This is a genomic window from Marinobacter sp. F4216 (genome assembly GCF_019931195.1).
GTDB lineage: Bacteria > Pseudomonadota > Gammaproteobacteria > Pseudomonadales > Oleiphilaceae > Marinobacter > Marinobacter suaedae.
Window position 1 is genome coordinate 577235 of sequence record NZ_JAIOUO010000002.1, and the last position, 25594, is coordinate 602828.

Annotated in this window: 26 protein-coding genes; 10 read left to right on the forward strand and 16 right to left on the reverse strand. The window is 56.3% G+C overall.

The genetic code is table 11. The features are described 5' to 3' along the window. The first annotated feature begins 108 nt into the window (after positions 1–108). Positions 109–1185 carry a 23S rRNA (cytidine(2498)-2'-O)-methyltransferase RlmM gene (gene rlmM, locus K8I84_RS03150; RefSeq protein ID WP_223793263.1) on the forward strand — a complete coding sequence of 359 codons (1077 nt, stop codon included), beginning with the start codon at positions 109–111 and terminating at the stop codon, positions 1183–1185. Positions 1186–1200: 15 nt separating this feature from the next. Here the strand turns inward: rlmM and K8I84_RS03155 are convergent, their stop codons facing one another. Continuing rightward, positions 1201–1491, reverse strand: a complete 291-nt coding sequence (locus tag K8I84_RS03155) for an antibiotic biosynthesis monooxygenase family protein (protein ID WP_223793264.1) — start codon at positions 1489–1491, stop codon at positions 1201–1203. 83 nt (positions 1492–1574) lie between these two features. Between K8I84_RS03155 and tusA the strand changes: the two genes are divergently transcribed. Continuing rightward, positions 1575–1817: a sulfurtransferase TusA gene (gene tusA, locus K8I84_RS03160; protein WP_223793265.1), complete on the forward strand. Its 243-nt coding sequence runs from the start codon at positions 1575–1577 to the stop codon at positions 1815–1817. Between the two features lie 8 nt (positions 1818–1825). Here tusA and dsbD read toward each other — a convergent pair whose 3' ends face one another. Next, entirely contained in the window at positions 1826–3715 is a 1890-nt protein-coding gene (dsbD, locus tag K8I84_RS03165) for a protein-disulfide reductase DsbD (RefSeq protein ID WP_223793266.1), read from the reverse strand. Positions 3716–3878: 163 nt separating this feature from the next. Between dsbD and K8I84_RS03170 the strand changes: the two genes are divergently transcribed. The 3 genes from K8I84_RS03170 to pdxB are packed head-to-tail and all read left to right on the forward strand — an operon-like array spanning position 3879 to position 6903. Beyond that, the gene (locus K8I84_RS03170) at positions 3879–4469 is read left to right on the forward strand and encodes an elongation factor P hydroxylase (RefSeq protein WP_223793267.1); all 591 of its coding nucleotides are present in this window, start codon (positions 3879–3881) and stop codon (positions 4467–4469) included. Beyond that, positions 4466–5731, forward strand: a complete 1266-nt coding sequence (gene rhlB / locus K8I84_RS03175; RefSeq protein WP_223793268.1) for an ATP-dependent RNA helicase RhlB — start codon at positions 4466–4468, stop codon at positions 5729–5731. Before K8I84_RS03170 ends, rhlB begins: the two co-directional genes overlap by 4 nt. A gap of 17 nt (positions 5732–5748) precedes the next feature. After that, positions 5749–6903 (forward strand): 4-phosphoerythronate dehydrogenase PdxB, encoded by a 1155-nt coding sequence (gene pdxB / locus K8I84_RS03180; RefSeq protein WP_223793269.1) that lies wholly within the window; start codon positions 5749–5751, stop codon positions 6901–6903. 50 nt (positions 6904–6953) lie between these two features. Here the strand turns inward: pdxB and htpX are convergent, their stop codons facing one another. The 3 genes from htpX to K8I84_RS03195 all read right to left on the reverse strand — a co-directional run bounded on the left by htpX (position 6954) and on the right by K8I84_RS03195 (position 9616). Beyond that, positions 6954–7835, reverse strand: a complete 882-nt coding sequence (gene htpX, locus K8I84_RS03185) for a protease HtpX (RefSeq protein WP_223793270.1) — start codon at positions 7833–7835, stop codon at positions 6954–6956. A gap of 97 nt (positions 7836–7932) precedes the next feature. Beyond that, positions 7933–8391 (reverse strand): hypothetical protein, encoded by a 459-nt coding sequence (locus K8I84_RS03190; RefSeq protein ID WP_223793271.1) that lies wholly within the window; start codon positions 8389–8391, stop codon positions 7933–7935. Between the two features lie 10 nt (positions 8392–8401). Continuing rightward, positions 8402–9616 carry a pyridoxal phosphate-dependent aminotransferase gene (locus tag K8I84_RS03195; RefSeq protein ID WP_223793272.1) on the reverse strand — a complete coding sequence of 405 codons (1215 nt, stop codon included), beginning with the start codon at positions 9614–9616 and terminating at the stop codon, positions 8402–8404. Positions 9617–9839: 223 nt separating this feature from the next. On the opposite strand from K8I84_RS03195, the gene K8I84_RS03200 reads away from it, so the two are divergent. After that, positions 9840–10352, forward strand: a complete 513-nt coding sequence (locus K8I84_RS03200; protein ID WP_223793273.1) for a glutathione peroxidase — start codon at positions 9840–9842, stop codon at positions 10350–10352. Positions 10353–10354: 2 nt separating this feature from the next. Further along, a complete protein-coding gene (locus K8I84_RS03205; RefSeq protein WP_223793274.1) occupies positions 10355–10819 on the forward strand; it encodes a MarR family winged helix-turn-helix transcriptional regulator in 465 nt (154 codons plus the stop codon). Here K8I84_RS03205 and K8I84_RS03210 read toward each other — a convergent pair. Together K8I84_RS03210 and K8I84_RS03215 are read right to left on the reverse strand one after the other, a co-directional pair. Next, positions 10773–13115 carry an ATP-binding protein gene (locus K8I84_RS03210; RefSeq protein ID WP_263282926.1) on the reverse strand — a complete coding sequence of 781 codons (2343 nt, stop codon included), beginning with the start codon at positions 13113–13115 and terminating at the stop codon, positions 10773–10775. The two genes, K8I84_RS03205 and K8I84_RS03210, sit on opposite strands and share 47 nt — an antisense overlap. A gap of 42 nt (positions 13116–13157) precedes the next feature. Further along, a complete protein-coding gene (locus tag K8I84_RS03215) occupies positions 13158–13934 on the reverse strand; it encodes a hypothetical protein (RefSeq protein ID WP_223793276.1) in 777 nt (258 codons plus the stop codon). A gap of 239 nt (positions 13935–14173) precedes the next feature. Between K8I84_RS03215 and K8I84_RS03220 the strand changes: the two genes are divergently transcribed. After that, entirely contained in the window at positions 14174–15184 is a 1011-nt protein-coding gene (locus K8I84_RS03220; protein WP_223793277.1) for a LysR family transcriptional regulator, read from the forward strand. On the opposite strand, the gene K8I84_RS03225 is transcribed toward K8I84_RS03220, so the two are convergent. From K8I84_RS03225 to K8I84_RS16965, 8 genes are all read right to left on the reverse strand, one after another. Next, positions 15173–16138: a GNAT family N-acetyltransferase gene (locus tag K8I84_RS03225; protein ID WP_223793278.1), complete on the reverse strand. Its 966-nt coding sequence runs from the start codon at positions 16136–16138 to the stop codon at positions 15173–15175. The two genes, K8I84_RS03220 and K8I84_RS03225, sit on opposite strands and share 12 nt — an antisense overlap. 9 nt (positions 16139–16147) lie before the next feature. Then, entirely contained in the window at positions 16148–17299 is a 1152-nt protein-coding gene (locus K8I84_RS03230; protein WP_223793279.1) for a cupin domain-containing protein, read from the reverse strand. Positions 17300–17315: 16 nt separating this feature from the next. Next, positions 17316–18683 (reverse strand): adenylosuccinate lyase, encoded by a 1368-nt coding sequence (purB, locus tag K8I84_RS03235; RefSeq protein WP_223793280.1) that lies wholly within the window; start codon positions 18681–18683, stop codon positions 17316–17318. Positions 18684–18772: 89 nt separating this feature from the next. Beyond that, on the reverse strand, positions 18773–19411 hold the full coding sequence (gene hflD / locus K8I84_RS03240) for a high frequency lysogenization protein HflD (protein ID WP_223793281.1): 639 nt from the start codon (positions 19409–19411) through the stop codon (positions 18773–18775). Then, the gene (gene mnmA, locus K8I84_RS03245; RefSeq protein ID WP_223793282.1) at positions 19408–20586 is read right to left on the reverse strand and encodes a tRNA 2-thiouridine(34) synthase MnmA; all 1179 of its coding nucleotides are present in this window, start codon (positions 20584–20586) and stop codon (positions 19408–19410) included. The genes hflD and mnmA overlap by 4 nt, the downstream gene beginning before the upstream one ends. Before the next feature lie 50 nt (positions 20587–20636). Beyond that, a complete protein-coding gene (locus tag K8I84_RS03250; protein ID WP_223793283.1) occupies positions 20637–21086 on the reverse strand; it encodes an NUDIX hydrolase in 450 nt (149 codons plus the stop codon). After that, complete coding sequence (locus tag K8I84_RS03255; RefSeq protein ID WP_223793284.1) at positions 21083–21721, reverse strand: pseudouridine synthase; 639 nt, start codon at positions 21719–21721, stop codon at positions 21083–21085. Before K8I84_RS03255 ends, K8I84_RS03250 begins: the two co-directional genes overlap by 4 nt. Before the next feature lie 193 nt (positions 21722–21914). Then, a complete protein-coding gene (locus tag K8I84_RS16965; RefSeq protein WP_302910160.1) occupies positions 21915–22211 on the reverse strand; it encodes a cold shock domain-containing protein in 297 nt (98 codons plus the stop codon). A 310-nt stretch (positions 22212–22521) separates the two neighbouring features. Between K8I84_RS16965 and clpS the strand changes: the two genes are divergently transcribed. Both clpS and clpA read left to right on the forward strand, forming a co-directional pair. Continuing rightward, a complete protein-coding gene (gene clpS, locus K8I84_RS03265) occupies positions 22522–22881 on the forward strand; it encodes an ATP-dependent Clp protease adapter ClpS (RefSeq protein WP_223793719.1) in 360 nt (119 codons plus the stop codon). Between the two features lie 18 nt (positions 22882–22899). Continuing rightward, complete coding sequence (gene clpA, locus K8I84_RS03270) at positions 22900–25170, forward strand: ATP-dependent Clp protease ATP-binding subunit ClpA (RefSeq protein ID WP_223793285.1); 2271 nt, start codon at positions 22900–22902, stop codon at positions 25168–25170. Between the two features lie 130 nt (positions 25171–25300). On the opposite strand, the gene infA is transcribed toward clpA, so the two are convergent. After that, complete coding sequence (infA, locus tag K8I84_RS03275; RefSeq protein WP_014421226.1) at positions 25301–25519, reverse strand: translation initiation factor IF-1; 219 nt, start codon at positions 25517–25519, stop codon at positions 25301–25303. Positions 25520–25594: the final 75 nt, after the last annotated feature.

Below are 25594 nucleotides of genomic sequence, written 5' to 3' on the forward strand. Positions count from 1 at the left end.
CCGAAAACGTATCGATATTGAAGTGTAATCAAAATAGACGCATTTGACTGTTAAATAGTTTCAAATTTTTGGAGTGGTTGTCCGCTGCTCGCAACCTACGGATATGTCATGGAACAAATTCTTGCGTTTTGCCGTCCTGGTTTCGAAGCCGAAGCTGGTCAGGAGCTCACCGATCAGGCGATCGAAAAGGGGATCTTCGGTTATTTCGAGCCTGAGCGAAATGAAGGCTTGGTCTGGTTTACCCTCGTTGATGAGAATTCGACCGATGCGTTCATGAACAGGGTCGAACTTCAGAACCTGGTGTTTGTTCGTGACTGGATTATGGTGCTGGAGCGTATCGAGCTGCCACAGGCGGATCGCGTGGGTGCGGTTATCGAAAGCGTGCGTGGTCTGGAACGGGGATATCCGGGGTGTGCGAGGCTCGAAGTTCGTTTGCCAGAAAATAACGACGATGGCGATCTGGGTAATTTTTCCCGCAAGTGGGTGGCGCCACTTTCTAAGGCCATGCGAGGAGCCGGGCTGTTACTGGCGGATCAAAACGCTTCGACGCCGGGTCGATTCGAAGTGTTGCTTCGCAGTTTTTCCGAGGCGGTTATCGGCATCAGTCTTCGGGACAATCGCGCCCGCTACGTTGGCGGTATTCCACGACTGCGCCTGCCTGCCTCGGCTCCGAGCCGCTCTGCGCTCAAACTGGAAGAGGCCTGGAAAGTATTCCTGCCACCCGAGCAGGAGCTGGATTATCTCGGTGGCGGGAAAAAAGCCGTCGATCTGGGAGCTGCGCCCGGTGGCTGGACCTGGCAACTGGTTCGTCAGGGCATGATGGTAGCCGCTGTCGATAACGGCCCGATGAATGAAGAGTTGATGGCATCCGGGCAGGTGGAGCATGTTAAAGCCGACGGATACGGCTGGCGGCCCCGGAAATCCGTCGACTGGATGGTGTGTGACATTGTTGACCAGCCGCGCAAAACGGCAAGAATGGTTGTGGACTGGATCGTTGGTGGATACTGCCGTTATACGGTCTTCAACCTGAAGCTGCCGATGAAAAAGCGTTATGAGGAGTGGCTGATTTGCCGTGATATCATCTTGCAGGGCTTGACCGAGGCCAACCTCGGATTCCGGTTCAGGGCTCGCCACCTTTACCACGACCGGGAAGAAATTACTTGTTTTATCGAGCGTACGGGGTGAGTTGCTCCGGGTTTTCTAGAATGCGCTTTGCTCCAGAACCGTGATGGCCTCATCCTGATCCATCATGGGAACCAGTTCCGCCATCAGGTTGCGGCGTTCCTCGGAGTGATACCATCGATCCCAGTCCGCCTCGGAGCGCCAGTTGGCGAGAGTGATCCGGTGGTTTGGGTCGTGGCTGTCAGACAGGGTCTCGCCGGAGATGAAGCCGGGCGCACTGACTGCTTGCTGGAGTACTTTACGGGCCCGCTCTTCGTAGGCGGATTCGAGGGTTTCAGCAATGTGACGCTCAATCAGTACCCGGATCATGGATCACCTCGATTTTTCGTCCTTAACTAAAGAAAAAACTAGCACATTCCCCTAAAAAATCAGGTAAACAACAGGAGATTGCTTTGACCGCTGACCACTATGACGCCGAACTGGATGCCCGTGGCCTCTACTGTCCCGAGCCGGTCATGATGCTGCACAACCGGATTAACGATGTGGACGAGGGGCAGCTGCTTCGGGTACTGGCAACGGACCCCTCAACCACTCGGGATATTCCCCGTTTCTGTCAGTTCCTCGGCCATGAACTGGTTCGGGAAGAGGAGCAGGAGGGCGTCTTCACCTTTGTGATTCGCAAGGGAGACGCCTGAGGCTGGTGTCAGCTGCCCAGGGTCTGTAGGTGTCTCAGAAACTGGTCGCGGTCCATTTCCCCGAGTACCCGCCGGTCGGATCGTTCCTGCCCATCGGTACCGAAGAACAGGATCGCGGGCGGACCGAACAGTCCGAGATCGTCCAGCAGTGCCTGCTGGGCAGGCGTATTGTCGGTCACATCGATCTGCAGCAGGGCAAAATCTGACATGGCCCGAGCCACCTGAGGATCGCTGAAAACATTGCGTTCCATGATTTTGCAGCTGACGCACCAGTCGGCGTAGAAGTCGAGGATGACTGCCTGATTTTGCGCCTTCGCCCGGGTGAGCATGGCTTGCATCTCAACCGGGGATTCCACCCTGTTAAACCCTCCATGCTGCACCGCAGCGGTGCCTGGATAAGTCGGTGCGGCGGCGGTATACGGCGTCAAAGGCTTGAGTGGGTCGCTGGCACCGCCGAGGGCGCCGGCCAGTAAGGCCAGGCCGTAGGCGAACAGCAGCAGTCCCAGACCTTTTCGAGTTCTTTCCCATCCTGCCCTGGCGGCATCAAACGCCCCCAATTGAACACCGGTGATGGCCACCAGCAAGGCCCAGAGTGTCAGAGCCAGCCAGGCCGGAACCAGGCGTTCAATAAGCCAGATGGCGACAGCCATCAACAATACACCGTACAGGTGCTTGACTGCCGTCATCCAATGGCCGGTAGTGGGCAGAAATTTGCGGCCACCAACGGCAACCAGAATCAGGGGGACGCCCATACCCAGCCCGAGGGAAAGCAGCGCGACGCCGCCAATCACGGCGTCTTGTGTGCTGGAAATATACAGCAGGCTGCCCGCCAGAGGGGCCGATACGCAGGGCGACACAATCAGTGCCGAGATTGCGCCAATCCCGAACAAACTGAACACCCGGGTACCGGTAATCCGGTGGCTGGCCTCGTTGAGTGGGTCACGGATAAAACGCGGTAGTTGAAGTTCGAACACATCAAACATGGACAGCGCGAACAGCACGAAAAGGCCGGCGAACACGCTCAGTACCCAGGGCGATTGCAGGTGCGCCTGCAGGTTGAAGCTGGCTCCGGCCAGGCCCGTGAGCACACCGGCTGCCGCATAGGTGAGCGCCATGCCCAGTACGTAACTGCCCGAGAGCACCAGCGCGTGGCCGGTGGTCTGGGTGTTTCGCCGGGACACCAGTGAGGAAATGATGGGAACCATGGGCAGGACGCAGGGCGTAAAGGTCAGGCCGAGGCCCAGGAGGAAAAACAGCCCCGCAATCAGGGCGATCGACTGGCTTTCCAGAAAACCGGCGAGCCCGGTAGCGGAATCCGTGTCCAGGTTAATACGAGTGCCATTCGAGGGAGGCGGGGAAGCATTGTTTTCCTCGCTGTCTGAGGCTGTGTCTGAGCCCCCAGGGTAAAACAGTACTTCTCGGGTTTGAGGTGGATAGCAAAGCCCTGCACTCGCACAGCCCTGGTAGGTCACCAGCAACTCGGCTTCTTTCATGCCTGCCGGCAGGGTGACCGGAACACGGGCTTCAACCGGGTCGTAAAAGACTTCCACCTCACCGAAGAATTCGTCTTCGATTCGCTCGCCGTCCTGGGAAAAGGACGTTGTGCCCAACTGGATCGAATCGTCGTTGGAAGAGACGCTGATCCGGCCGCGGTAAAGGTAATGCCCGGGCTCGATATCCCAGAACAGCACGGCAGCTCCGTCTTCTGTTTTGAAGCTGAAGGGCAGAGCTTCGTCCACGGGCAGGAAGTCATTGTTGCCCGGGCCGAACAGGCTACTGCCTCCGGAGCCAAGAGCCAGTGCTGGAGTGGAGGCTCCCAGGAACAGGAAAAGGCTGGTGAACAATGCCAGGATCTGGCTCAGTGTGCTTTGTCGGATGTCCTGGGGTACGGCTGTCATGGGTGAATCCGGATCCTCATTGTCTCTGATTGTCGGGAGCCTGGCACAGACCAGTTTATCAGTTGAGTGGAGGCCTGCCTGTTTACGCTGCGAGGGACACCGATCAACGGTTTAAGTTCCCTCTGGTATTGAGCGGCTTAAAGTCGCACAATAGCCATCCACTATGAATCTCAGTCCGAACGATCTTATCATGCTGTTCAATGACGTGTTTCGGGAAAGATACCGGACAATTCTCGTCAAGGGCAGCCACGAACCCGAATACATTCCTGCCGATGGTCCAGAGGGGCTAGCGCAGGTAGTGTTTGCTCATGGCTATTATGCCAGCGCGCTGCACGAAATCAGCCACTGGTGTATTGCTGGTGAGTATCGGCGCACACTCCACGATTACGGTTACTGGTACTGTCCTGATGGCCGGACCGCCGAACAGCAGCAGGCGTTTGAGCAGGTGGAAGTGAAGCCTCAGGCGATGGAATGGCTGTTTTCCCTTGCTGCAGGTTCCCGTTTCCACATCAGTGTGGATAACCTGTCCGGCGCCGGGGCTGCGGATGAGCCGGGGTTCCGGCGGAAAGTCAGGGCTCAAGCCCAGCATTACCTTGAGCAGGGGCTGCCTGACCGGGCTGATGATTTTTTTAACGCATTACTATCGTTTTATGGCACCAGGGCGGGGTTGATACAGGCGTGGCGCCAAGACGCTGAACGCATCGCTCCCCTGACGTGCACATCGAATTTTTCGAGGAAAACTGAGGCTGTATGACATCTGACCCAAAACACACTGGCGACCTGCGTTTCCGTGATCTGAACCTGGACAAGCGACTCCTGGACGCCATTACCTCGATTGGTTTCGAGTATTGCACGCCCATTCAGGCCGAAACCTTGCCGTGGACCCTGGCTTGCGAGGATTTGATCGGCCAGGCCCAGACCGGCACCGGTAAAACCGCGGCATTCCTGATCACCGCTATCCAGACACTGCTGGAAGTTCCGATTGCCCCGAAGGAACGCTTCGCTTCCGAACCCCGGGTGCTGGCGCTCGCCCCAACCCGGGAACTGGCCATGCAGATTGCCAAAGATGCCGAGGAGTTGTGCAAACATACCGGCCATAACGTGGTGACTGTTGTGGGTGGTATGGATTACGACAAGCAACGTGACCAGTTGCAGAACCAGATCGTTGACATCCTGGTGGCCACCCCGGGTCGCTTGATTGACTTCCTCGGATCCCAGGATGTGTTCCTGGACCAGCTCGATATCCTGATTCTGGACGAAGCTGACCGGATGCTCGATATGGGCTTCATTCCGGACGTGAAGCGGATCATTCGGAAGTGTCCTCAAAAGGAAGATCGACAGACCCTGCTGTTCAGTGCCACCTTTAACCAGGACGTGCTGAATCTTGCCTCCATGTGGACCCAGAATGCCGAGTTTGTCGAAATTGAACCGGAACAGAAGACCGCCGAGCGTGTAGAACAGACCGTGTTCCTGGTTGGAGACGACGACAAGGTGCAGGTGTTGGTGAACTACCTGAAACGCCCTGAGGTGGAAAAGGCAATTGTATTTGCTAACCGCCGTGACCAGTGCCGCGACCTTGAAGAGGACCTCCGAAATCAGGGCGTTAAGGTGGCGCTGATGTCCGGCGAGATCGCTCAGAACAAGCGTCTGAAAACCCTCGATAAGTTCAAAAAGGGTCAGATTCAGGTGCTGGTAGCGACGGATGTTGCAGGCCGAGGCATCCACGTCAATGGCGTAACCCATGTCTTTAATTACAACCTCCCGGAGAATGCCGAGGATTACGTGCACCGTATTGGCCGCACGGGCCGGGCCGGCACGAGCGGCGTTTCCGTCAGTTTTGCTGGTGAGGAAGATTCATTTGCGTTGCCGGCGATTGAGACATACATCAGCCAGAAACTGAAGACAACGGTACCCGATGAGGAGTTGATGCAGCCGATGGAGAATCCGCCCATCACCCGAAAACGTGGTCGCCGTAATCAGGGTGGGCGTGGTGGCCCGCGCCCGAGAAGGAACTAACAGGGACGGATGTCATCATGCTGATCGTTGCAGACGAAAATATTCCCCTGGTGGACTCGTTCTTTGACGACTTTGGTGAGATTCGTCGGGTCTCAGGTCGCCACATGGGGCCAGATGACGTCAGAGAGGCCGACGTACTGCTGGTCCGCTCGGTGACGAAGGTCGGTCGGGAACTGCTTGAAGGCAGTCGGGTCCGGTTTGTGGGCACAACCACCATTGGCACTGATCATATTGATCTCGAGTGGCTGGAGCCGGCCGGCATTCGGTTTGCCTCTGCACCCGGTTGCAATGCCAACAGTGTTGCTGAATATGTGCTGTCAGTGGTGTCGGTGTATGCCGAGAAACAGGGGCTTGAGGACTGGACCGAACTGACCGTCGGCATCGTCGGTGCCGGTAATGTAGGTGGCGAGCTTTCCCACAAGCTGGAGCGTCTGGGTTTCGAGGTCCGGTTGTGTGATCCTCCCAGAGCAGAGCGAGAGGGAGACGAGGGACCTGAATTTGTTTCCCTGGAGCAGGCGCTGGCTTGCGATGTGGTGACGCTTCACACCCCGCTCACCCGAGACGAGGAGCATGCCACCTACCATATGATCGGGGCGGACCAGCTGGCAGGGCTCACCGGCGAGCAATTGCTGATCAACGCCGGACGCGGGGAAGTGATCGACACCCAGGCACTGGCAGATCGGCTCGATGCGCCCAATGCACCATTGGTGGCTCTGGATGTCTGGGAGCAGGAACCCCGGATTGATCCGGGGCTGGTGGATCGGGTCTGGATTGCCACGCCGCACATTGCGGGCTACAGCCTGGAAGGCAAGGTAAAAGGCACAGAGATGATTTATCAGGCTCTGAGTGGTTTTCTCGGCCTGCCGGTACGAAAGAAGTCTGGACAGTTTCTTCCTGAGCCGGCATTGAGCAAAGTTGCGTTTACCGGCGCGGCGGAAGAAGATCGCGCCATCTGTGTGGCGTTGAGGGCTTGTTACGATCCAAGAGGTGACGATGGCCGCCTGCGCGCTGCAATGAAGGGCAATGCAGAAGAGCGGGCGCTGGCGTTTGACCGGTTGCGGCGCAACTATCCAGTTCGCAGAGAGTGTTCGAGCCTGAACGTCCAGCTCAAAGGTACCAGCAAATCGTTGCAGGACAGCTTCCGGGCGGTAGGGTTCAAACTCAAGATCTGATGTTCGAAGATTCAAAGCAAAAAGCCGGGGCAATGCCCCGGCTTTTTTTGTTACAGGCTGGCTGTTTGCAGGGCCTGGATGCGGTCTTCCAGTGGCGGGTGGGTCATAAAGAGGGCGCTCAGGCCGGCCCGTGCTCCCCGGTTGATTCCGAATGCCTGCAGGGTGTCTGGCATCTGGTCCGGCATTTCGCTTTCCTGTTTCAACCGCGCCAGTGCGTTGATCATGGCCGATCGCCCGGCGAGCTGGGCGCCCGCAATATCCGCGCGATACTCGCGACGTCGGGAGAACCAGAACACAATGGTGCTGGCCAGAATGCCAAGCACGATTTCGGCAACGATGCTGACAACAAAGAAGCCAATGCCGTGGCCGCTTTCGTTCTTGAAAACCGCGCGATCAACGAACGAACCGATAACCCGGGCGGCAAAGATCACGAAGGTGTTCACGACGCCCTGAATCAATGCCAGGGTCACCATGTCACCATTGGCCACGTGACCAATTTCGTGCCCCAGAACGGCTCGAATCTCGTCCTTGTCGAAACGGGTAAGCAGTCCTTCGCTTACGGCCACCAGGGCATCGTTCTTGTTCCAGCCGGTGGCAAAGGCATTGGACTGGCTGGCCGGGAAGATGGCTACTTCCGGCATGCCGATGCCGGCCTTCTTGGAGAGTTCGCTGATGGTCTCCACCAGCCAGCGTTCGGCCGGCGTTTGGGGTGTTTCAATAACCTTGGCGCGGGTACTCCATTTTGCCATGGGTTTTGATATGAGCAGGGAGATGATGGCGCCGGCGAAGCCGAACACCGCCGCAAACGCCAGTAATGGTCCGTACTGGATGCCGTGTTGGGACAGATAGCTGTCGACACCCAGCAGTCGAAGCGTAAAGCTTGCGACCAGAATCACCGCCAGGTTGGTGGCCAGGAACAGCAGAATTCGCATGTCGTGTCTCCGTACTGTTAAACGAACACTGATGAAGTAAAACCAGAAATTCTGATATGAGGGCTTGGCTCAGGCGTTCAATACCCTTAGCAGAACTTTAACCCAGGGTGTCCTCGAAAAAAGCGGTTTGCACGGCCTCGCTGATCCGGCCTGAGTGTCCACTCTTAAGGGCTTGGCGGATACGGTGGATGTGGGTGGACAGATCTTTTTGCACCGAGTCCGGGAGCGCTTCCCTTTCGACGGACTCCCGAGGCAGAGCCTGGTGTTCCAGGGTCGGGCTGCTCAGGCGCACAAAGGCTTTCTGGGTGAGTACCGCCTGATCCAACGCTTCCTGGCGAATGGTGTCCACGTAGCGCAACAGACCTTCCTCCTGAAGCCAGAGCAGGGCGCTGAAGCATGCCATGTGGCGTTTGCTGTGCAGACCGAACTCGTCCGGCTCGTCGGGGCCGGCGATATCCTCGACAAAGACGTTTACCCGGCGGGGGAACGAGCCGTAGAGCTGCACCAGGGCTATGGCAACGTCCTTGTAGAATTCCTCCACATGAATATCGGCCATGGGATCTCCGTTACTGCTGATAATTGCTGAGGAACCGGCCAAGCCTGGCCATGGAGTCCTCTAGTACGTCTTCCCGTGGCAGGAATACAACCCTGAGGTGCTGCTTGTCGTCGATATTGAACGCTGAGCCCTGCACCAGAAGGATTTTTTCCTGCAGAAGCAGGTCCAGTACCAGCCTCTCGTCGTTGGCAATCGGGAAGTATTTGGGATCCAGTTTCGGGAAAAGGTACAGCGCTCCCTGTGGTTTTACGCAACTGACGCCGGGGATGTCATTAAGCATGCGCCAGGCCGTTTCCCGTTGCTGGTAGAGGCGACCTCCCGGTGTGACCAGATCGTTGATCGACTGGTAGCCGCCGAGGGATGTCTGTATTGCGAGCTGGGCGGGGACGTTTGAACAGAGACGCATGTTTGACAGCATCTCGATGCCCTCGATCAGGTCCCGGGCCCTGTGCTTGGCGCCGCTGACAATCATCCAGCCGGACCGGTAGCCGGCAGCGCGGTAGTTCTTGGACAAGCCGTTGTAGGTGAGAAACAGCACATCGTCGGCCAGCGACGCGGTAGAGACGTGCTGGGTCTGGTCGTAGAGGATCTTGTCGTAAATCTCGTCCGATAGGATGATGAGGTTGTGCTCGCGAGCCAGCTCAATCACCTGTTCCAGCAGTTCCTTTGCGTAAACAGCACCGGTCGGGTTGTTGGGGTTAATCAGAACAATCGCCCGGGTGCGAGAGGTGATTTTTTTCTTGATGTCGTCGAGGTCCGGAAACCAGTCTTGCTGTTCGTCGCAGCGGTAATGAACTGGCTTGCCGCTGGACAGGGTGACTGCGGCTGTCCAGAGCGGATAGTCCGGGGCCGGGATCAGTACTTCATCACCGGTGTTGAGCAGAGCCTGCATGGACATCACGATGAGTTCGCTGACGCCGTTACCCAGGAAGATGTCGTCTATATCGACTTTGTCGATGCCGCGCTGCTGACAATAATGCATGACGGCCTTGCGAGCGGAGAAGAGTCCCTTGGATTCTACATAGCCCTGAGCCTGGTGCATGTTGTAGATTACGTCCTGCTGAATTTCTTCAGGGACGTCCAATTCAAAGGCCGCAGGGTTGCCGATGTTGAGCTTGAGGACCCGATGGCCTTCTTCTTCCAGGCGGCGCGCCTCCCGAAGAACCACTCCGCGTATTTCGTAACATACGTTATCCAGCTTGGCGGACTTGTGGTAGTTCTGCATGGGAGACTCACTTCCTTGGTTAGTGTGCTGTGATCAATGTTATTGATTTGAGGCTCTTATTCTAGCTGAGCACGGGGAGCCAACAACAGGGCAATTGTGATGAATTGTGGCCTGCTTTGCGGGTTTGGAGCGAAGCCGGGGAGTGGGTGAGGCCGGTCATCAGGGAGTGTGCCTAGGGTTGTTTTACGCCTAAAATTGTGCACAATCTAATTGCAAGAAATTTATGTTCGGAGAAATCAAGGAGAGTCGCGTGTCCGAATCGAGTATTTACGACTTCACGGTGAATGATATTCAGGGAAACGAGAAGAGCATGGCGGATTTCCGCGGCAAAGTGCTTCTCATCGTCAATACGGCCAGCAAGTGTGGCTTCACCCCTCAGTTTGAGGGGCTTCAGGCTCTGTATTCGGATCTTCAGGAGAAAGGGCTCGAGGTGTTGGGCTTTCCCTGCAACCAGTTCATGAATCAGGATCCAGGCAACAACGAGTCCATCAGTGAATTCTGTAGCCTGAACTATGGGGTTAGCTTTCCCATGTTTGCGAAGATTGAGGTCAACGGTGATGGAACTCATCCCCTGTACCGCTTCCTCAAGAAAGAGGCCAAAGGCCTGATGGGAACCGAAAAGGTCAAATGGAATTTCACCAAGTTCCTGGTGGGTCCTGACGGTGAGGTTGTGCGCCGATATCCGCCCACGGCCAAGCCGGAAGACATTCGCAAAGACATAGAAAAGCTGCTGTAGACATGGCCGGAACAGACAACCCTCTCGCGCTGGATAATCAGGTCTGCTTCGCGCTGTACGCCGCCAATCGTGCGGTGACAGCGCGTTATCGTCCTTTGCTGGCGGAGCTGAATCTGACCTACCCGCAATACCTGGTCATGCTGGTATTATGGGAAGGGGAGGATGCCGGCGATGTGATCCGGGTGTCTGATCTGGGGCATCGGCTGCGGTTGGATTCGGGAACCCTCACGCCCTTGCTCAAGCGTCTGGCCGAGCGGGGGCTGATTGAGCGGCGCCGGAGTGAGCAGGACGAACGCGTGGTAACCGTGTCGCTAACGGATCAGGGCCGAAGCCTGAAAGCGCAGGCCAGGTCTGTGCCTGAGCGGTTGCTGTGTGGTCTGGGTGTGGATGAGGGCCGACTCATGGCCCTGCGCAAGGAGCTCAGGGCAGTTCTGAAGTCGCTGGAGGCATCGGCGCCCAACGATTGACAATTTCCTCCAGCCGGGACCGGTTGTAAGGTTTGGTCAGGTAGTCGTTCATGCCGCAGGCCAGGCAATCCTCTTTGTCGCCCTCCATGACATTGGCGGTGACAGCGATAATTGGCAGGTCTCTCAGACTGGGATTCTTCCGAATCTCTCGCGTGGCCTCATAGCCATCCATGACGGGCATATGGCAGTCCATCAGTACCAGGTCGTACGATCCCGATTCGAATGCTTCCAGAGCCTCCCGGCCATGCTGGGCGGTGGCAACGCGGTGGCCAAGCTTCTTGAGAATGCTGGCCGCCACCAGTTGGTTGACCCGGTTGTCCTCTACCAACAGTATGTCGAGCGTCAGATCTGCTGCTGGCGGTTCGAGGTCGACGTTGGAATCCGCCTCGAGTGGGCCCCAAGGCAGGCCGGCGGCGTGACACAGGCATCGTAACAGTTCCTCTCGGCGGACCGGCAAATTCAGTGCATTGGTGTCGGCCAGTTTGGAGGTGTGGGCGCCAAGACGATCGGTAAGCACCACACCAGGTCCTTTCCAGTGCTTGGCAACGGCCATGCCGCTTGAATCATCATCGGCAATCAGGGCGATGAGAATGCCCTGTTTGGACTGCCCGACCTCCCGGGTGGGAATGCCCCAAGCCGACAATTGCCGTTCGATGGGACGGCGATGAGGGTTGGACTTCGGTATGGCCAAGGCCACACCAATGGTACGGAGGCTTTCAGCAACTTCTGGTAATTTTCCGGGTGCATACTGACCTTGGATGGCCAGTGGCAGGGAAACCCTGAATTGCGCGCCCTTTCCCTGTTCCGACTCCACCTGGATTCGCCCGTGCATGTGTTCCACGAGCTGCTGGCAAAGTGTCAGGCCCAGCCCGGTTCCGCCATAGAGTCGGGTGGTTTCAGCATCAGCTTGGGAGAAGGGCGAAAAAATCCGCTTGAGACTGTTTTCCGGGATACCAATGCCAGTATCTGTCACCTCAAGGGTCAAACTGCCTCGGTCATGACTCGCCTGAATTCGAACCGTCCCGGCCTCGGTAAATTTGACCGCATTGTTCAGCAGGTTGTTGAGAACCTGGCGAATCCGGGTCGGATCGCCAATCAGGCTATAGGGCAATGTGGGGTCGATGTCGCAGACCAGTTCAATCCCTTTTTCGTGCGCTTGCTGGGCGTGCAGGGACGCCGACTCCTCAATCAGTTTGCGGGGATTGAACGGTATGTTTTCCAGATTGAGTTTGCCGGCTTCGACCTTCGAGATGTCCAGTATGTCATTCAGCAGGCAGAGCAGGTTTTCACCGGCCTTCAGGGCAATATCCAGTCGTTCCCGCTGATTCGCTTTCAGTTCGCTCTGCAGGGTTAATCCCAGCATCCCGAGCAAGCCGTTGAGCGGCGTTCGGATCTCATGGCTCATGTTGGCCAGGAAACTGGCCCGGGTTCTGGCTCGCTGGACGGCCTCTTCCTTGGCCTTGATAAGAGCCTGGTTGCCTCGTTGCAGGGCCTCGTTTTTCTCGGAGATTTCCCGGGTTCGGTCTTTTACCTCATGCTCAAGGTGGTTGGAGTGGTTTTTCATGGCGCTTTCCGCCGCGCGCAGCTGAGCCAGGCTTGAATCGATCGTGTTCAGGTGCTGATTGATGATCGTGACGAGGGTGCCGATTTCGTCCTGTTCGTGAGTCCTTGGTAGCGGCAGGCGAGTCTTTTCCGGCGATTTGGTATCGACTCTGCCCAGCGCGCCAATGACATTCAGGAGGGGGCGGGTAAGGGCGAGGTAAAAGATGCCCAGAAGGGCTGCCGACAAGGCAAGGCTTTTAAGAAGCCCACTGATCAGCGTGTAAGTGGCCCGCTCCAAAAACTGAACACCGTAGTGGTAGGTGTCGATGGTGAGGGTCAGTCGCCCAAGCTCAAGGTTGTCGTGTTGGGTCGTCTGCAAATCCTGGGTAAAGACCCGGTTTTCCTCGAACAAAAGGTCGCTGGCCCAGCGGTAGGGGGAGTCCGGGCTCCGGCCGCTCGAGGCGGCCATGGTGAAGTCTTCGTTGTCGATAATGCGGGCATCGATGACCGCGGGGTGCTTCAGCAGGCCGTCCAGCAGTTCGTTGGCCAGGATAATATCGATGTTGTAGGCGATCTGGGAGGCAGGGCTGATACTGATGTCCATCAACGCATGGATTTCATCCTCCATGGAGTCCCGTGCCTTGAAGTATTCGAGATTGATCTGGATGAGGTTGAGGATGAGTCCCAGCGCCATGGCTACCAGAACGGTGTCCCGGGTGAGGCGTTTTGACAGATGTTGCCTGAATCCTGACATCACTGCTTTATCCAATCTCTGTTGGCGGTACCCTGAAAATACTCAATTGTCATTGTCGGCCCGCTTTGTCATCCGCTCTTCCTTGTGGAGGGGCTGGCCCGATTCCCGGTCCCGCCTGGCTTGAAGCCCCGTGCTGGCGGTTTCCTTACCATCGACATTCAGCGCTTCCAGTTCCCTGATACGTGTTCGGAAGCTCTTGATAGCGCGCAATGCAATGGGATTGTCCCGCGATTTGCCGAGTTCTGTACTGGCAAGGTGGTAGGCCTGGATCGCTTTTTGGATCCGGTTCTGCTTTACATACTCCCTGGCCTGGAATACGTGCATGTCGGCGTCGGTTTTATGAGCAAGGAACCGAAGGTACTTAAGATTTTTCCTGGCGGTGGCTGAATCTATCTTGCCGTCTTTGTGCATGCCCTCGATAAGAGTAGCAAGACTCTGGAGGCGTCCCTTTACCTCGCCTGCACGTTCCGGAGAGTCAATTTTGACCGGCTTCCGATCGTCCCCGTTTTCGAGAATCTGTTGTTTGGTCTGTTGGCAGGATTCTAGCCAGTTTTGGGCTGGCAGGTCTGCCCTAAGGCGTGTCAGTTGACGGCTGGCGTATTCCATCTGGTTCACAAGCAGTAGCTTGAGTTCGGCATTAAGGTATTGGCCTGGAATGTCCGAGAGCAGTCCAAGGGCATGGTTGTAGGTGTTTTCATTGGCGGTGGTTTTTCGCAGCCTTTCAATCCGGGCGCGTCTCCGCATTTGCCTGATACCAATGAAGACAATCGAGGTGACAACCACAGCGGCGAGGATGGAGACGATAGTTGTTGTGTTCATCGGTCAGTCACAAACTCCGGACTTGGAAGAAACAGATGCCCATCGCGGCCTATAGGTCTTGATAGCATTCAACCACGCACATAAAAGAATACCAGAAATGAATCGTTTGCCTTATTCGGAAGGGTGATGGTGATATTCAGCCATAGATGTCATGAATCTTTCTGCTTGTGTATATTGTTCGAATGAATGATGTGTGAGCGAGGCACCGATCTCAGGTTGCCATTTTCCCGGAGCTGCTGATGGATCTTTCCCGAGTCGATTTGAACCTGCTGGTTTATCTTGATGTTCTCCTGCGGGAGCGAAATGTCACCAAGGCTGCCAACCATCTTGGCATAACCCAGCCTGCGATGAGTAATGGCTTGAGACGCCTGCGAGACTTGTTTGGTGACCCTTTGCTGGTGCGCACAAGTGAGGGCATGACTGCTACGGAGCGAGGGCGTGAGTTGCAGCCGGCGGTAAGGGGTATTCTCTCGGATATTGAACAGGCCGTGCAGGAAAAAAACCCTTTCTCGGCACAGGAAAGTCACCGGGTATTCCGGATTATGGCCAGTGACTACGCCGAATCCTGCCTGATGCCCCGGGTACTTCGTCGGATTCGTCAGGAGGCGCCCCACGTCACCCTGGATGTGCTGACACCAAGTGACGTCAGTTTTCTGGACGTGGAGCAGGGTCGGCTGGATATGGCCATCAACCGCTTCGATAAGATTCCCCAGTCATTTCACCAGAAAATTCTCTGGACCGAGTACTTTGCCTGCTTGATGAGTGCCCGGAATCCAATGGTCAATCAGCCGTTCACCCTTGATACCTACCTGGACGCCAGTCATATCTGGGTCAGTAAAACCGGTTTTGGTGTTGGCGTTGGGGTGAACCCCAAAGACGTTCAGCGCCTGGGTTGGGTGGATGAGGCTCTTGCCCGAATGGGGCGGAAACGGCAAATTTCTGTGTTCACCCGGCACTACCAGGTGGCCATGCTGTTGGCCGAGCAGCACGACCTGATTGCTACCCTGCCATCACGGGCAGCCTGGCTCCAGCGAGGCAACACCGATCTGGTGGTGAAAGTGCCCCCCTTCGAGATTCCTCCGTTTGAGTTGAAGATGGCGTGGAGCCCTTTGCTGCAGCACAACACGGATCATCAGTGGTTACGGAAGTTGATTCTTGAGGTGGCCGAGGAGGTGGACGCGGAGTTCGTGCCATTTGGCGCGCAGTTTGAGTCCAGTGATTTGCCGGCTACCGGCCACTCAGAGCGGTAGCTCCCTTAGTTCCAGTGAGCTGCGACCGGCGTCCCACATGCGCTGGAAATTCTCCGATAGCAGTTTCACCCGCCCGCTGTCTGAGAACTTGGCGACCCCCTCGGGCTTGTAGAAATCGTGGCGGAAAACCACGCCCTCCCGATCGGCCAGCAGAAACGGCTGGTCTTCCGACGGATGGTCGTCGCTGGTCAGTCGGAGCTCAATTCTGCTGGGTAACCGGCGCATCAATTCCACCAGACGGTGCCGCCGTTTCACAAGCGGTTTGTCGTCGTGAATGAGCAGGCGAACCTCGCTCAGCCTGTGGCGGCGAGCGAGCTGGGATATCAGTTCGCGAAACCGGAAGCGATCGTACAGGTCGTGCTCCAGAAACCGGTCATACAGCCAGATTCTTTGCCGGGCCTGTCCAGCCACCGAGTCCAGTAGGCTGAGCATGTGCTTTTCTTCGCTAAACAGCCAGCTGGTGTCGTCCTCGCCGAGTATATGAGGGGTACTTTGATCCTGGAGGGACTGGCTCACCAGGTCCGGCGACAGGCAGCGCATGTCTACATGAGGAATGCCGGCATCGTCGTAGAGGTCGGAACACACGTGGAAGCCTGAACGCTGATAAAAGGGGATCGCGTACTCCTGCGCGGAGAGCACAATTTCCGGGTGGCTGACAGCGGCATCGTTCATGACGTGCCGAAGCAAGGCTTCGCCGATACCCTGGCCCCGAAAATCGGGGAGTATGGCCATCCGGCCTATGTGGGCCGTCTCGCCCGGCGTCCCGAAAAGCCTCGCTACCCCGGCGGGTGTGTTGCCGGGCAATACCGCCAGATAGTGATCGGCGATCTCGTCGGTGTCATCCCATTCCAGCTCGGGAGGGACACGTTGCTCCCGGATAAACACCTGCTCCCGGATGTCCCGGATGTGTCCCGGCGCCAGTTGCCAGCTGTACTTCCTGAACTTGAGGTTCATGTCACCTGGTTACTCGAAATACAGGGAGCCCTGATTGTACAGGTTGCACAGGAGTCCCAGCAGGGCCTCGTCTTCTGCAAATCGGGTCAGCTCGTGCATATCCACCCGGGCTGCGGCACAAAGCAGGGGAGCGAGAGGGCGAGCGTCACCGCGCAACAGGTACTGTTCCCCGTCGACGAACAGGGCCGTTTCGTCGCACAGATCGTGGTAGGCGAAACGTGATCCTTCATTCCAGCGAAGTGGTTGCTGATCCTGGATCAGGTCTGCCATCTGTTTTGGTTCCAGCGGTTCCTCAGCGGGTACGACGATATCCATGTTCTTCGGTGCCGTGGTGTACTGGCCGAACCACAGAGATAGTTGGCGCCGGTCGCTGAGCTGCTCACGAATAAGGGCGTCAAGCTTGTCGATGACCTCCGGGCCGATGGTGCCCGGGTTGTGCTGCAGCGCCAGATCAGGGTCCGTCAGATGGGCCTCGGCGCCGGCCTGGTTGCAGAGGTAGTCGGTGAAGCCGGTCAGGATGTCATCCACCGTGGGCGCGCGAAATCCGACCGACAGGGTGATGCAGTCGTTCTCAGCAACACCGTGGTGGCCCACGCCAGGCGGCAGGTACAACATATCCCCGGGTTCGAGGGTTACCGTTTCTTCCCCTTCCCAGCTGCTGAGAATTCGGAGGGGCGTTCCTTCCACCCGGGGGGATGTGTGGTCGCAGTGGCCGCCGAAGGTCCAACGTCTTTGCCCCTGAGCTTGCAGCAGGAAGACATCGTACTGGTCGTAATGGGGCCCGACACTGCCGCCTTTGGGCGCAAAACTGGCCATGATATCGTCCAGGCGCCAGTTGGGGATAAAACGGAAGTGTTCCAGCAGGTCTGCAATTTCCGGTACCCAGTGATCCAGCCCCTGAATCAGCAGCGTCCAGTCATGTTCGGGCAGCTCACTGAAACGGTCCGAACTGAACGGGCCGTTGTGTAACTGCCAGGGTTTACCCTTGTCGTCTTCGATGACGATGCGGGATTCCACCCCTTCCTCGCAGGCAAGTCCGGCCAGTTCATCGGCGCTCACGGGGCATTGCAGGCCGGGAAATGCCTGGCGGATGACCAGTGGTTTTTTTTGCCAGTAGTCGCGCAGAAACTCTGCAGCAGTGAGTCCGCCAAGCATGTCCATGGGTGTGCCCCCGGGTTCAGATGTTGTTTGCCTGTTCGATGGCGTTGCCGATGTAGTTGCCCGGCGTGAGCGCCATCAGGTCTTTCTTGGCAGCCTCGGGAATATCCAGGGTGTCTACGAACTCCCGAATCAGTTCCGGAGTCATGGCCTTGCCTCGAGTCAGTGCTTTCAGCTTTTCGTATGGCTTCTCGATATTGTAGCGGCGCATGACGGTCTGGATAGGTTCTGCAAGAACCTCCCAGGCCTGGTCCAGGTCTTCGTCAAGACGGGGGGGATTGATTTCCAGTTTGCCAAGGCCTTTCAGTGTGGCCTCGTAGGCAATCAGGCTGTGGGCAAAGCCCACCCCGAGGTTGCGCAGTACCGTGGAATCGGTGAGGTCACGCTGCCAGCGTGAGATGGGAAGCTTGGCAGACAGATGACCGAACAATGCGTTGGCGATACCCAGGTTGCCTTCGGAGTTCTCGAAGTCGATGGGGTTCACTTTGTGGGGCATGGTGGAGGAGCCCACTTCGCCTTCGACGGTCTTCTGCTTGAAGTAGCCAAGGGAAATGTAGCCCCAGATATCCCGATCGAGGTCGATCAGGATGGTATTGAAGCGTGCGATGGCATCGTAGAGTTCGGCGATGTAGTCGTGCGGCTCGATCTGGGTGGTGTAGGCGTTCCAGTTCAGGCCCAGGCTTTCGACGAATTCGCGGGCATTGGTGGCCCAGTCAATCTGCGGGTAGGCGGAGAGGTGAGCGTTGTAATTACCAACCGCACCGTTGATCTTGCCCAGCAGCTCAACACCGCGAATCTGTTTGATCTGCCGCTGGAGACGGAATACCACGTTGGCCAGTTCCTTGCCCACTGTAGAAGGGGAGGCGGTCTGGCCGTGGGTCCGGGACAGCATCGGCTGCTGCGCATGTTCTTTCGCGAGCTCGGCCAGTTTTTCGACCACACGGTCCATCGTTGGCAGAAGGCCTTCATCAAGGCCTTCGCGCAGCATCAGCGCGTGGGATAGGTTGTTGATGTCTTCCGAGGTGCAGGCGAAGTGCACGAACTCGGTGATGGCCTGCAGCTCCGGTACGCCGGCAATTTTTTCCTTGATGAAGTACTCCACCGCTTTCACATCGTGATTGGTGGTGCGCTCGATTTCCTTGATGCGCTCGGCGTCTGCGAGGCTGAAGTCGCTGACCATGCTATCGAGGAACTCATTGGCCGCATCGGAAAGCGCCGGCACTTCGTCGATCTGGGGATGTGCTGCCAGCTTCTGCAGCCAGCGGATTTCGACGGTAACCCGATTCCTGATCAGGCCGTATTCACTGAAAATGCCTCGGAAAACGCTGACTTTGCTGCCATAACGTCCATCGACCGGGGAGATAGCGGTCAGTGCGGTGAGTTCCATCGAAAACCTCTCAAATCGTCAAAGAAACGGGCCAAAAACAGGGGCGCATATCATACACCACCTGCGCTTCTGAATCAGTTTTATGAGGGTCAGGCAGACTCGCTGGCTCTCTTGGCGAGAGAACGGGCTTCCCGGACAACTTTGCCCCGCGAGAAAATAAGCTGCCAGCGGCGACCGCCAGTTTGTCGCCACAACACGGCAGAGCGAATGCCGGCGAGCAGCAGGGCGCGAACCTTATTGGCCATTTCGTCGCGCTGCAGGATCGAGGGGTTACCCGACACCTGGATTCGCAGTTTGAATGTGCTGATAGTGTCCGAATAGATGGAAGCCAGGTTACTGACCAGGTTGCTGTGGGTGTAGCCGAAGTGACTTGCGGTGTGGCGAGCCTGTTCGATCCGGCTGCCAATAACGTCCAGCATATCGCCGCGCCTGTGGAGCATGGATTCAAGCTGGATCAGGTTCAGTACATAGCGCAGGACATTGGCGTCGCCATCGTTGACGCTCCTGCTCAGTACCGAGGTGAGTACGGTAAGCCCATCCTGAATATCGCTGAGTTCACCGCCATATACGTCGAGCGCTGACGCGGGTTCGGTGGCAAACAGGGAGCGTATGCAGGTCTCGAGGTCTTCCTGCGCGCAGTCGCCTTTTGTGGCAACCTGATGTACCAGGTGGGCCGCCTGAAAAATGCCTGCCAGTGCATATATCTTGTCGCTTGAGGATTGGCTCATGAACCGGCTTCCTCTGTCGATAGCTGCTGGGAATGCTGCGGCTCGGCCTCGTCATCACGCCAGGTCTGCTCAATCACACCGCCCCCAAGGCAAATGTCACCGTCATAAAACACCACGGACTGGCCTGGTGTAACGGCTCTTTGGGCGTCATCAAAGACCACTTTGACGCCTTTGGGGTGGACCCGGACGACGCAGTCCTGATCCGGCTGGCGATAACGTGTTTTGGCCTTGCAGCGGAATTCCAGGGCAGGAGCTTCGCCTGCAACCCAGTCGATCGGCCCCGACAGAAGCCCGCGGGAAAACAGCAGTGGATGATGCTTGCCCTGGACAGCAATCAGTACATTTCGACTCAGATCCTTTTCCGCCACGTACCACGGATCATCGCTGAAATCGCTCAGGCCGCCGATTCCAAGGCCCTGCCGCTGCCCGATTGTGTGATACATCAGCCCCTGATGCTTGCCGATCACTTGCCCGTCCGGGGTTTCTATATCACCTGGCTGGGCGGGCAGGTACTGACTCAGGAAGTCCTTGAACTTTCGCTCGCCGATGAAACAAATCCCGGTGGAGTCTTTCTTGTCATAGGTGACAAATCCCTGCTCTTCAGCGATCCGGCGTACTTCAGGCTTTTCCAGTTCACCGACAGGGAACAGGGTGCGGGCAATGCGCTCGCCGGATACCGCGTGCAGGAAATAGCTCTGGTCCTTGTTGCTATCGAGCCCTTTCAGCAGCTTGGCAGGCTCGGAATCTACACTGCCCGGCCGTTGGCGGGCATAATGGCCGGTGGCGATGAAGTCTGCGCCAAGGGTAATGGCATAATCGAGAAAGGCCCGGAACTTGACTTCCTTGTTGCACAAGATGTCCGGGTTAGGCGTACGGCCGGCCTTGTATTCCGACAAGAAATGTTCGAACACGCGGTCCCAGTATTCGTCAGCAAAACTGGCCGTGTGTAGCTTGATGCCAATGGCGTCGGCGACGGCCTGGGCATCGGCGAGGTCGGTCATGGCCGTGCAATATTCGGTGCCGTCATCCTCGTCCCAGTTTTTCATGAACAGGCCTTCGACCCGGTAGCCTTGTTCTTTTAGCAGCCAGGCGGCAACGGAAGAATCAACGCCGCCAGACATTCCGACGATGACTCGGGTATTTTCGGGAGTTGATGAGAGAGCTGCGTTTTCCATGAATACTTCAGTTCGCCGTAAAAACCTCAAATTCTAACACTTCGCGCCGATTACGTCTGTTCGTCAACCACCACATCCAGCGGGAAACGGCGGCCCTTTCGGTAATCTTCTATGCATTGGAGCACCATGGGGCTTCGCAGACGGCTACCAAGATTGCGGACGGATTCAAGGTCGAGCCAGTGTGCCGCTATGATGCCTGTGTCCAATGAGTCGGTTTGACGACTTATTGCCCGGGCAGCGTAGCAGAACCTGTAATAGGTTGCTCCGTTGGACGGCGCCTTGTAGGTGTAGACGCCCAGAAAATGCTCCGGTTCGATCAGCCAGCCAGTTTCCTCAAGGGTTTCTCGACGGACCGCCTCCAGAATGGCTTCGTCTTCTTCAATATGGCCGGCGGGTTGGTTGAATACCACCTTGCCATTGCTCATTTCTTCCACAAGTAGAAAACGTCCCTGATCGTCTTCAACAATGACGGCTACTGTGGCATGAGGTTTCCATGTCATCGTTTGGGTGACCTCCTGGCGAACTTTGGTTTGGGACTGTGGGACGACTGGCGTCGTTGTGTTGACGTCGTGGGCAGATTTACCTGAATGATCCTGTGCTCCCCCGGTGTCAGCCCATTCAGCGTCCAGTCGCCAATCCGGTATCGAATAAGGCGCAGGGTAGGGAGCCCCACTGCCGCGGTCATTCGTCGGACCTGACGATTGCGGCCTTCGGTAATGGTTATCTCCAGCCAGTTTGTAGGTATCGAGGGGCGATGCCGAACCGGAGGTACGCGCTCCCAGGTATCTGGCTCCGGCATCGGTTTAACCTTGGCAGGTGCCGTCATGCCGTCCTTGAGCTGGACGCCATTTTCCAGTTGGCGCAGGGCTTTGTCGGTAATGTCGCCTTCGACCTGCACCCAGTAGGTTTTGGGCATTTTTTGGTTCGGGGAGGCAATACGGTGCTGAAGGCGGCCGTTGTCCGTTAATAGCAGTAACCCCTCAGAGTCGTAATCCAGGCGACCAGCAGGGTAGATCTGCGGAATGTCAATCCAGTCAGCCAGCGTGGCTCGTCTAACGTTCTCAGGATCGCCTTTTGGCGGGGTGAACTGGCTCAGCACATGGAAAGGTTTGTTGAATAAAATGAGTTTTGCCATTCCGGTTGGTCATCTCGGGCGAATGAGTTCGGGGCCGCAAGGTTACTCAAAGGAATGGGCATGTAAAACCTGCTTTGGCCCCGCGCTTGGATTCTATTTGGGGCGAAATCAGTACTTGGAAAATTTCAGGCAAAAATAAAACACAGGCCCACCCGTTAAGGTGGGCGCGAGCATTCCCGAGGACTTGGCAAGATCAGCCGTTGGCGGCCTGTGACGGATAGCCTTCGCCGTCCGTTTCCTGCGATGCCGACTCGTCGCTCTTGTCCTGAGGCTGCTTCTGTGCGCCTTCGTCCGGGACAATGTTGATCGCGTGGACACCTTTGTCACTGGGTTTTTTGTCAAAAGTAACGGACTGGCCTGCCTTCAGTGTCTTGTATCCTTCCATTTGCACTGAAGAGAAATGGGCAAACAGGTCGTCACTGCAGCCATCTTCAATAATGAAACCGTAACCTTTGGCGTTGTTGAACCATTTGACCTTGCCTCTAGGCATGATGAACTCCCCTGTTCATGTGCTGTCTTATTATTGCTGTTTTCAGGCTCCCCAAGAGCCAATCGACGTGGATTCTATAACAATACTGAAACCGAAGTTTACAATATTTAACATTACAGCCTAACTTTCGACCAAACTCTGCGAGGAGTCAATATTTCTGTGCGGGGAATGTGTGGTTCTCAACGGTCCGGAACCGGTATGATGCTCGTATTGTTAAATCTCACGCGCCCGGTTACCGAGTGACTTGAAATCCGGGCTTCTGCCAACCACCTTCTCGTTAAAGGGTTTTGAAAAAGACCGGTATTAAATGATGCGGACTATCGAAGATTCTCTACTAGTATTGAATCAAAGGGAGGATGATCAGCCAGGGCGTCAGGATGACCTGACCGTTGCGCCCGAGAAGCCCGCCTTGAAGAGACCAGCGCGATATCGCGTGGTACTTCTTAACGACGATTACACACCCATGGACTTTGTTGTGGACGTGCTAATGAAGTTCTTCGGAATGAATGAGGAAAAAGCGACACAGGTGATGTTACTCGTGCATACTCAGGGTAAAGCCGTGTGTGGTGTTTACACCCGCGACATCGCTGAAACCAAGGCGGCCCAGGTGAACCAGTATTCCTCGGAATGCGAGCATCCGCTCCTTTGCGAGATTGAACGTGCGGATTGACAGACGTTGGGGTGGCCCATGCTGAGCAAAGATCTTGAAATAACGCTTAACACCGCTTTCAAAAATGCGAGGGACAAGCGCCACGAATTTATGACCGTGGAGCATCTGTTGCTGGCACTTCTGGACAACGAATCCGCGGTGGGCGTATTGAAGGCCTGCGGGGCCGACCTGCAGCGGCTGCAGGATGAACTGGTTGAGTTTGTCGATTCGACCACTCCGCTTATTCCAAGCACCGACAGTGAGCGGGAAACCCAGCCAACCCTTGGCTTTCAGCGGGTTCTCCAGCGAGCTGTCTTCCATGTTCAGTCTTCAGGCAAGAAAGAGGTGACTGGCGCGAATGTGCTTGTCGCAATCTTCAGCGAGCAGGAGAGTCAGGCCGTTTACGTTCTGAAGAAGCAGAACATTGCCCGTATTGACGTTGTTAACTTTGTTTCCCATGGCATCTCCCGGGTCCAGGGTGCCGAAGAGCAGGACGGACATGATCAGGTCGCACCGGATGAAACCGGAGAGGAAGGCGGTCACTCCAAACCCCTGGAAAGCTACGCAACCAACCTGAATGAGCAGGCACGGCAAGGCCGGATTGATCCGCTGATTGGCCGGGAACACGAAGTAGAGCGGGTGGTGCAGATTCTGGTTCGCCGCCGTAAGAACAATCCCTTGTTGGTGGGCGAAGCCGGCGTAGGTAAAACCGCCATCGCCGAAGGTCTGGCCAAGCGCATTGTTGATGGCCATGTGCCAGATATTATTTCCGATGCCGTGGTTTACTCTCTGGATCTCGGTGCGTTGCTGGCGGGTACCAAGTATCGCGGCGATTTTGAGAAACGTCTGAAGGGGTTGCTGGCTGAGCTGAAGAAAGAGAAGCACGCAATTTTGTTTATTGACGAGATTCATACCATCATTGGTGCCGGTTCGGCTTCCGGTGGTGTCATGGATGCGTCGAATCTTCTCAAGCCCATGCTGGGTTCCGGAGAAATCCGGTGTATCGGTTCCACTACCTTTCAGGAATTCCGTGGCATTTTCGAGAAGGACAGCGCTCTGGCACGTCGTTTCCAGAAAATCGATGTGAACGAGCCGAGCGTTGAGGACACCTACAAGATCCTCAAGGGCCTCAAACCGAACTTCGAGAAACACCACGAACTCAGCTATACCGACGAAGCTCTTCGGGTGGCAGCCGAGTTGGCCGATCGATACATCACCGACCGCCATTTGCCGGATAAGGCCATTGATGTCATTGATGAGGCGGGCGCGCGGCAACGCCTGCAGCCGGAGAAAAAACGCAAGAAGGTGGTGGATATTGGCGATATCGAGGATGTCGTCGCCAACATTGCGCGGATTCCTCCGAAGAATGTGTCTACCAGCGACAAGGATCTGCTCAGAAACCTGGAGCGGGATCTCAAGATGGTGGTCTTTGGTCAGGATCCGGCCATCGAGTCCCTGTCCACGGCTATCAAGCTGGCTCGCGCTGGACTGAAAGCGCCGGAGAAGCCGGAAGGTGCCTTCCTGTTTGCCGGGCCGACCGGGGTTGGTAAAACCGAGGTCACCAAGCAGCTTGCGAAGGTACTGGGCATCGAACTGGTTCGTTTCGATATGTCCGAATACATGGAGCGGCATACGGTATCCCGTCTGATCGGGGCACCTCCAGGTTACGTGGGGTACGATCAGGGTGGCTTGCTAACCGAAGCGGTGAACAAGCACCCGCACTGCGTGTTGTTGCTCGATGAAATCGAGAAGGCGCACCCGGAAGTCTTCAACTTGCTGCTGCAAGTCATGGATCACGGCACCCTGACTGACAATAACGGTCGGAAAGCCGACTTCCGTCATGTGATTCTTGTGATGACCACCAACGCAGGAGCTGAGAGCATGGCTCGCCGGTCCATTGGCTTCAGTGAGCAGGACCACAGCACAGACGGTATGGAGATCATCAGCAAGACCTTCACACCGGAGTTCCGAAACCGGTTGGACGGCATTATCCAGTTTGCGGATCTTCATAAGGAAACCATCACCCACGTGGTGGACAAGTTCCTTACTGAGCTACAGGCTCAGCTGGATGAGAAGCATGTGGTTCTGCATGTGGACGATGCCGCCAAGCAGTGGCTCGCGGAGAAGGGTTATGATGTGACGATGGGCGCCCGCCCAATGTCCCGTCTGATTCAGGACAAGATCAAGCGTCCGCTGGCTGAGCAAATCCTATTCGGTCGTCTGTCAGAGAAAGGGGGGGACGTGTTTATTCATCTGCGTGATGATGATCTGGTCTTCGAATATGAGGACGAACCGGCTGAGGCCGTTTAACTGAACAGTGTCCGTTGATTGGATACAAAAAACCGCTGCCATGAGCAGCGGTTTTTTTATGTTTGCAGGATAACCTTTCGAGCAAACAAAAAAGCCCCTGGTTGGGGCTGATACCAGATGTCGGTCAGCCTTAACGAGCGCGGTATACGATGCGGCCTTTGCTCAGGTCATAGGGTGTCAGTTCGACCTTAACCTTGTCGCCGGTGAGGATGCGAATGTAGTTCTTGCGCATCTTTCCGGAAATGTGAGCAGTCACCACGTGGCCGTTGCTGAGTTCAACTCGGAACATGGTATTCGGAAGGGTGTCGATAATTACGCCTTCCATTTCAATGACATCTGACTTCGCCATTAAGTAGAAACCTCTCTTGGATGTGCTTCCAGTGATTTTAAATTGCGCAATTCTGCCTGAATTGCCGCCATTTGG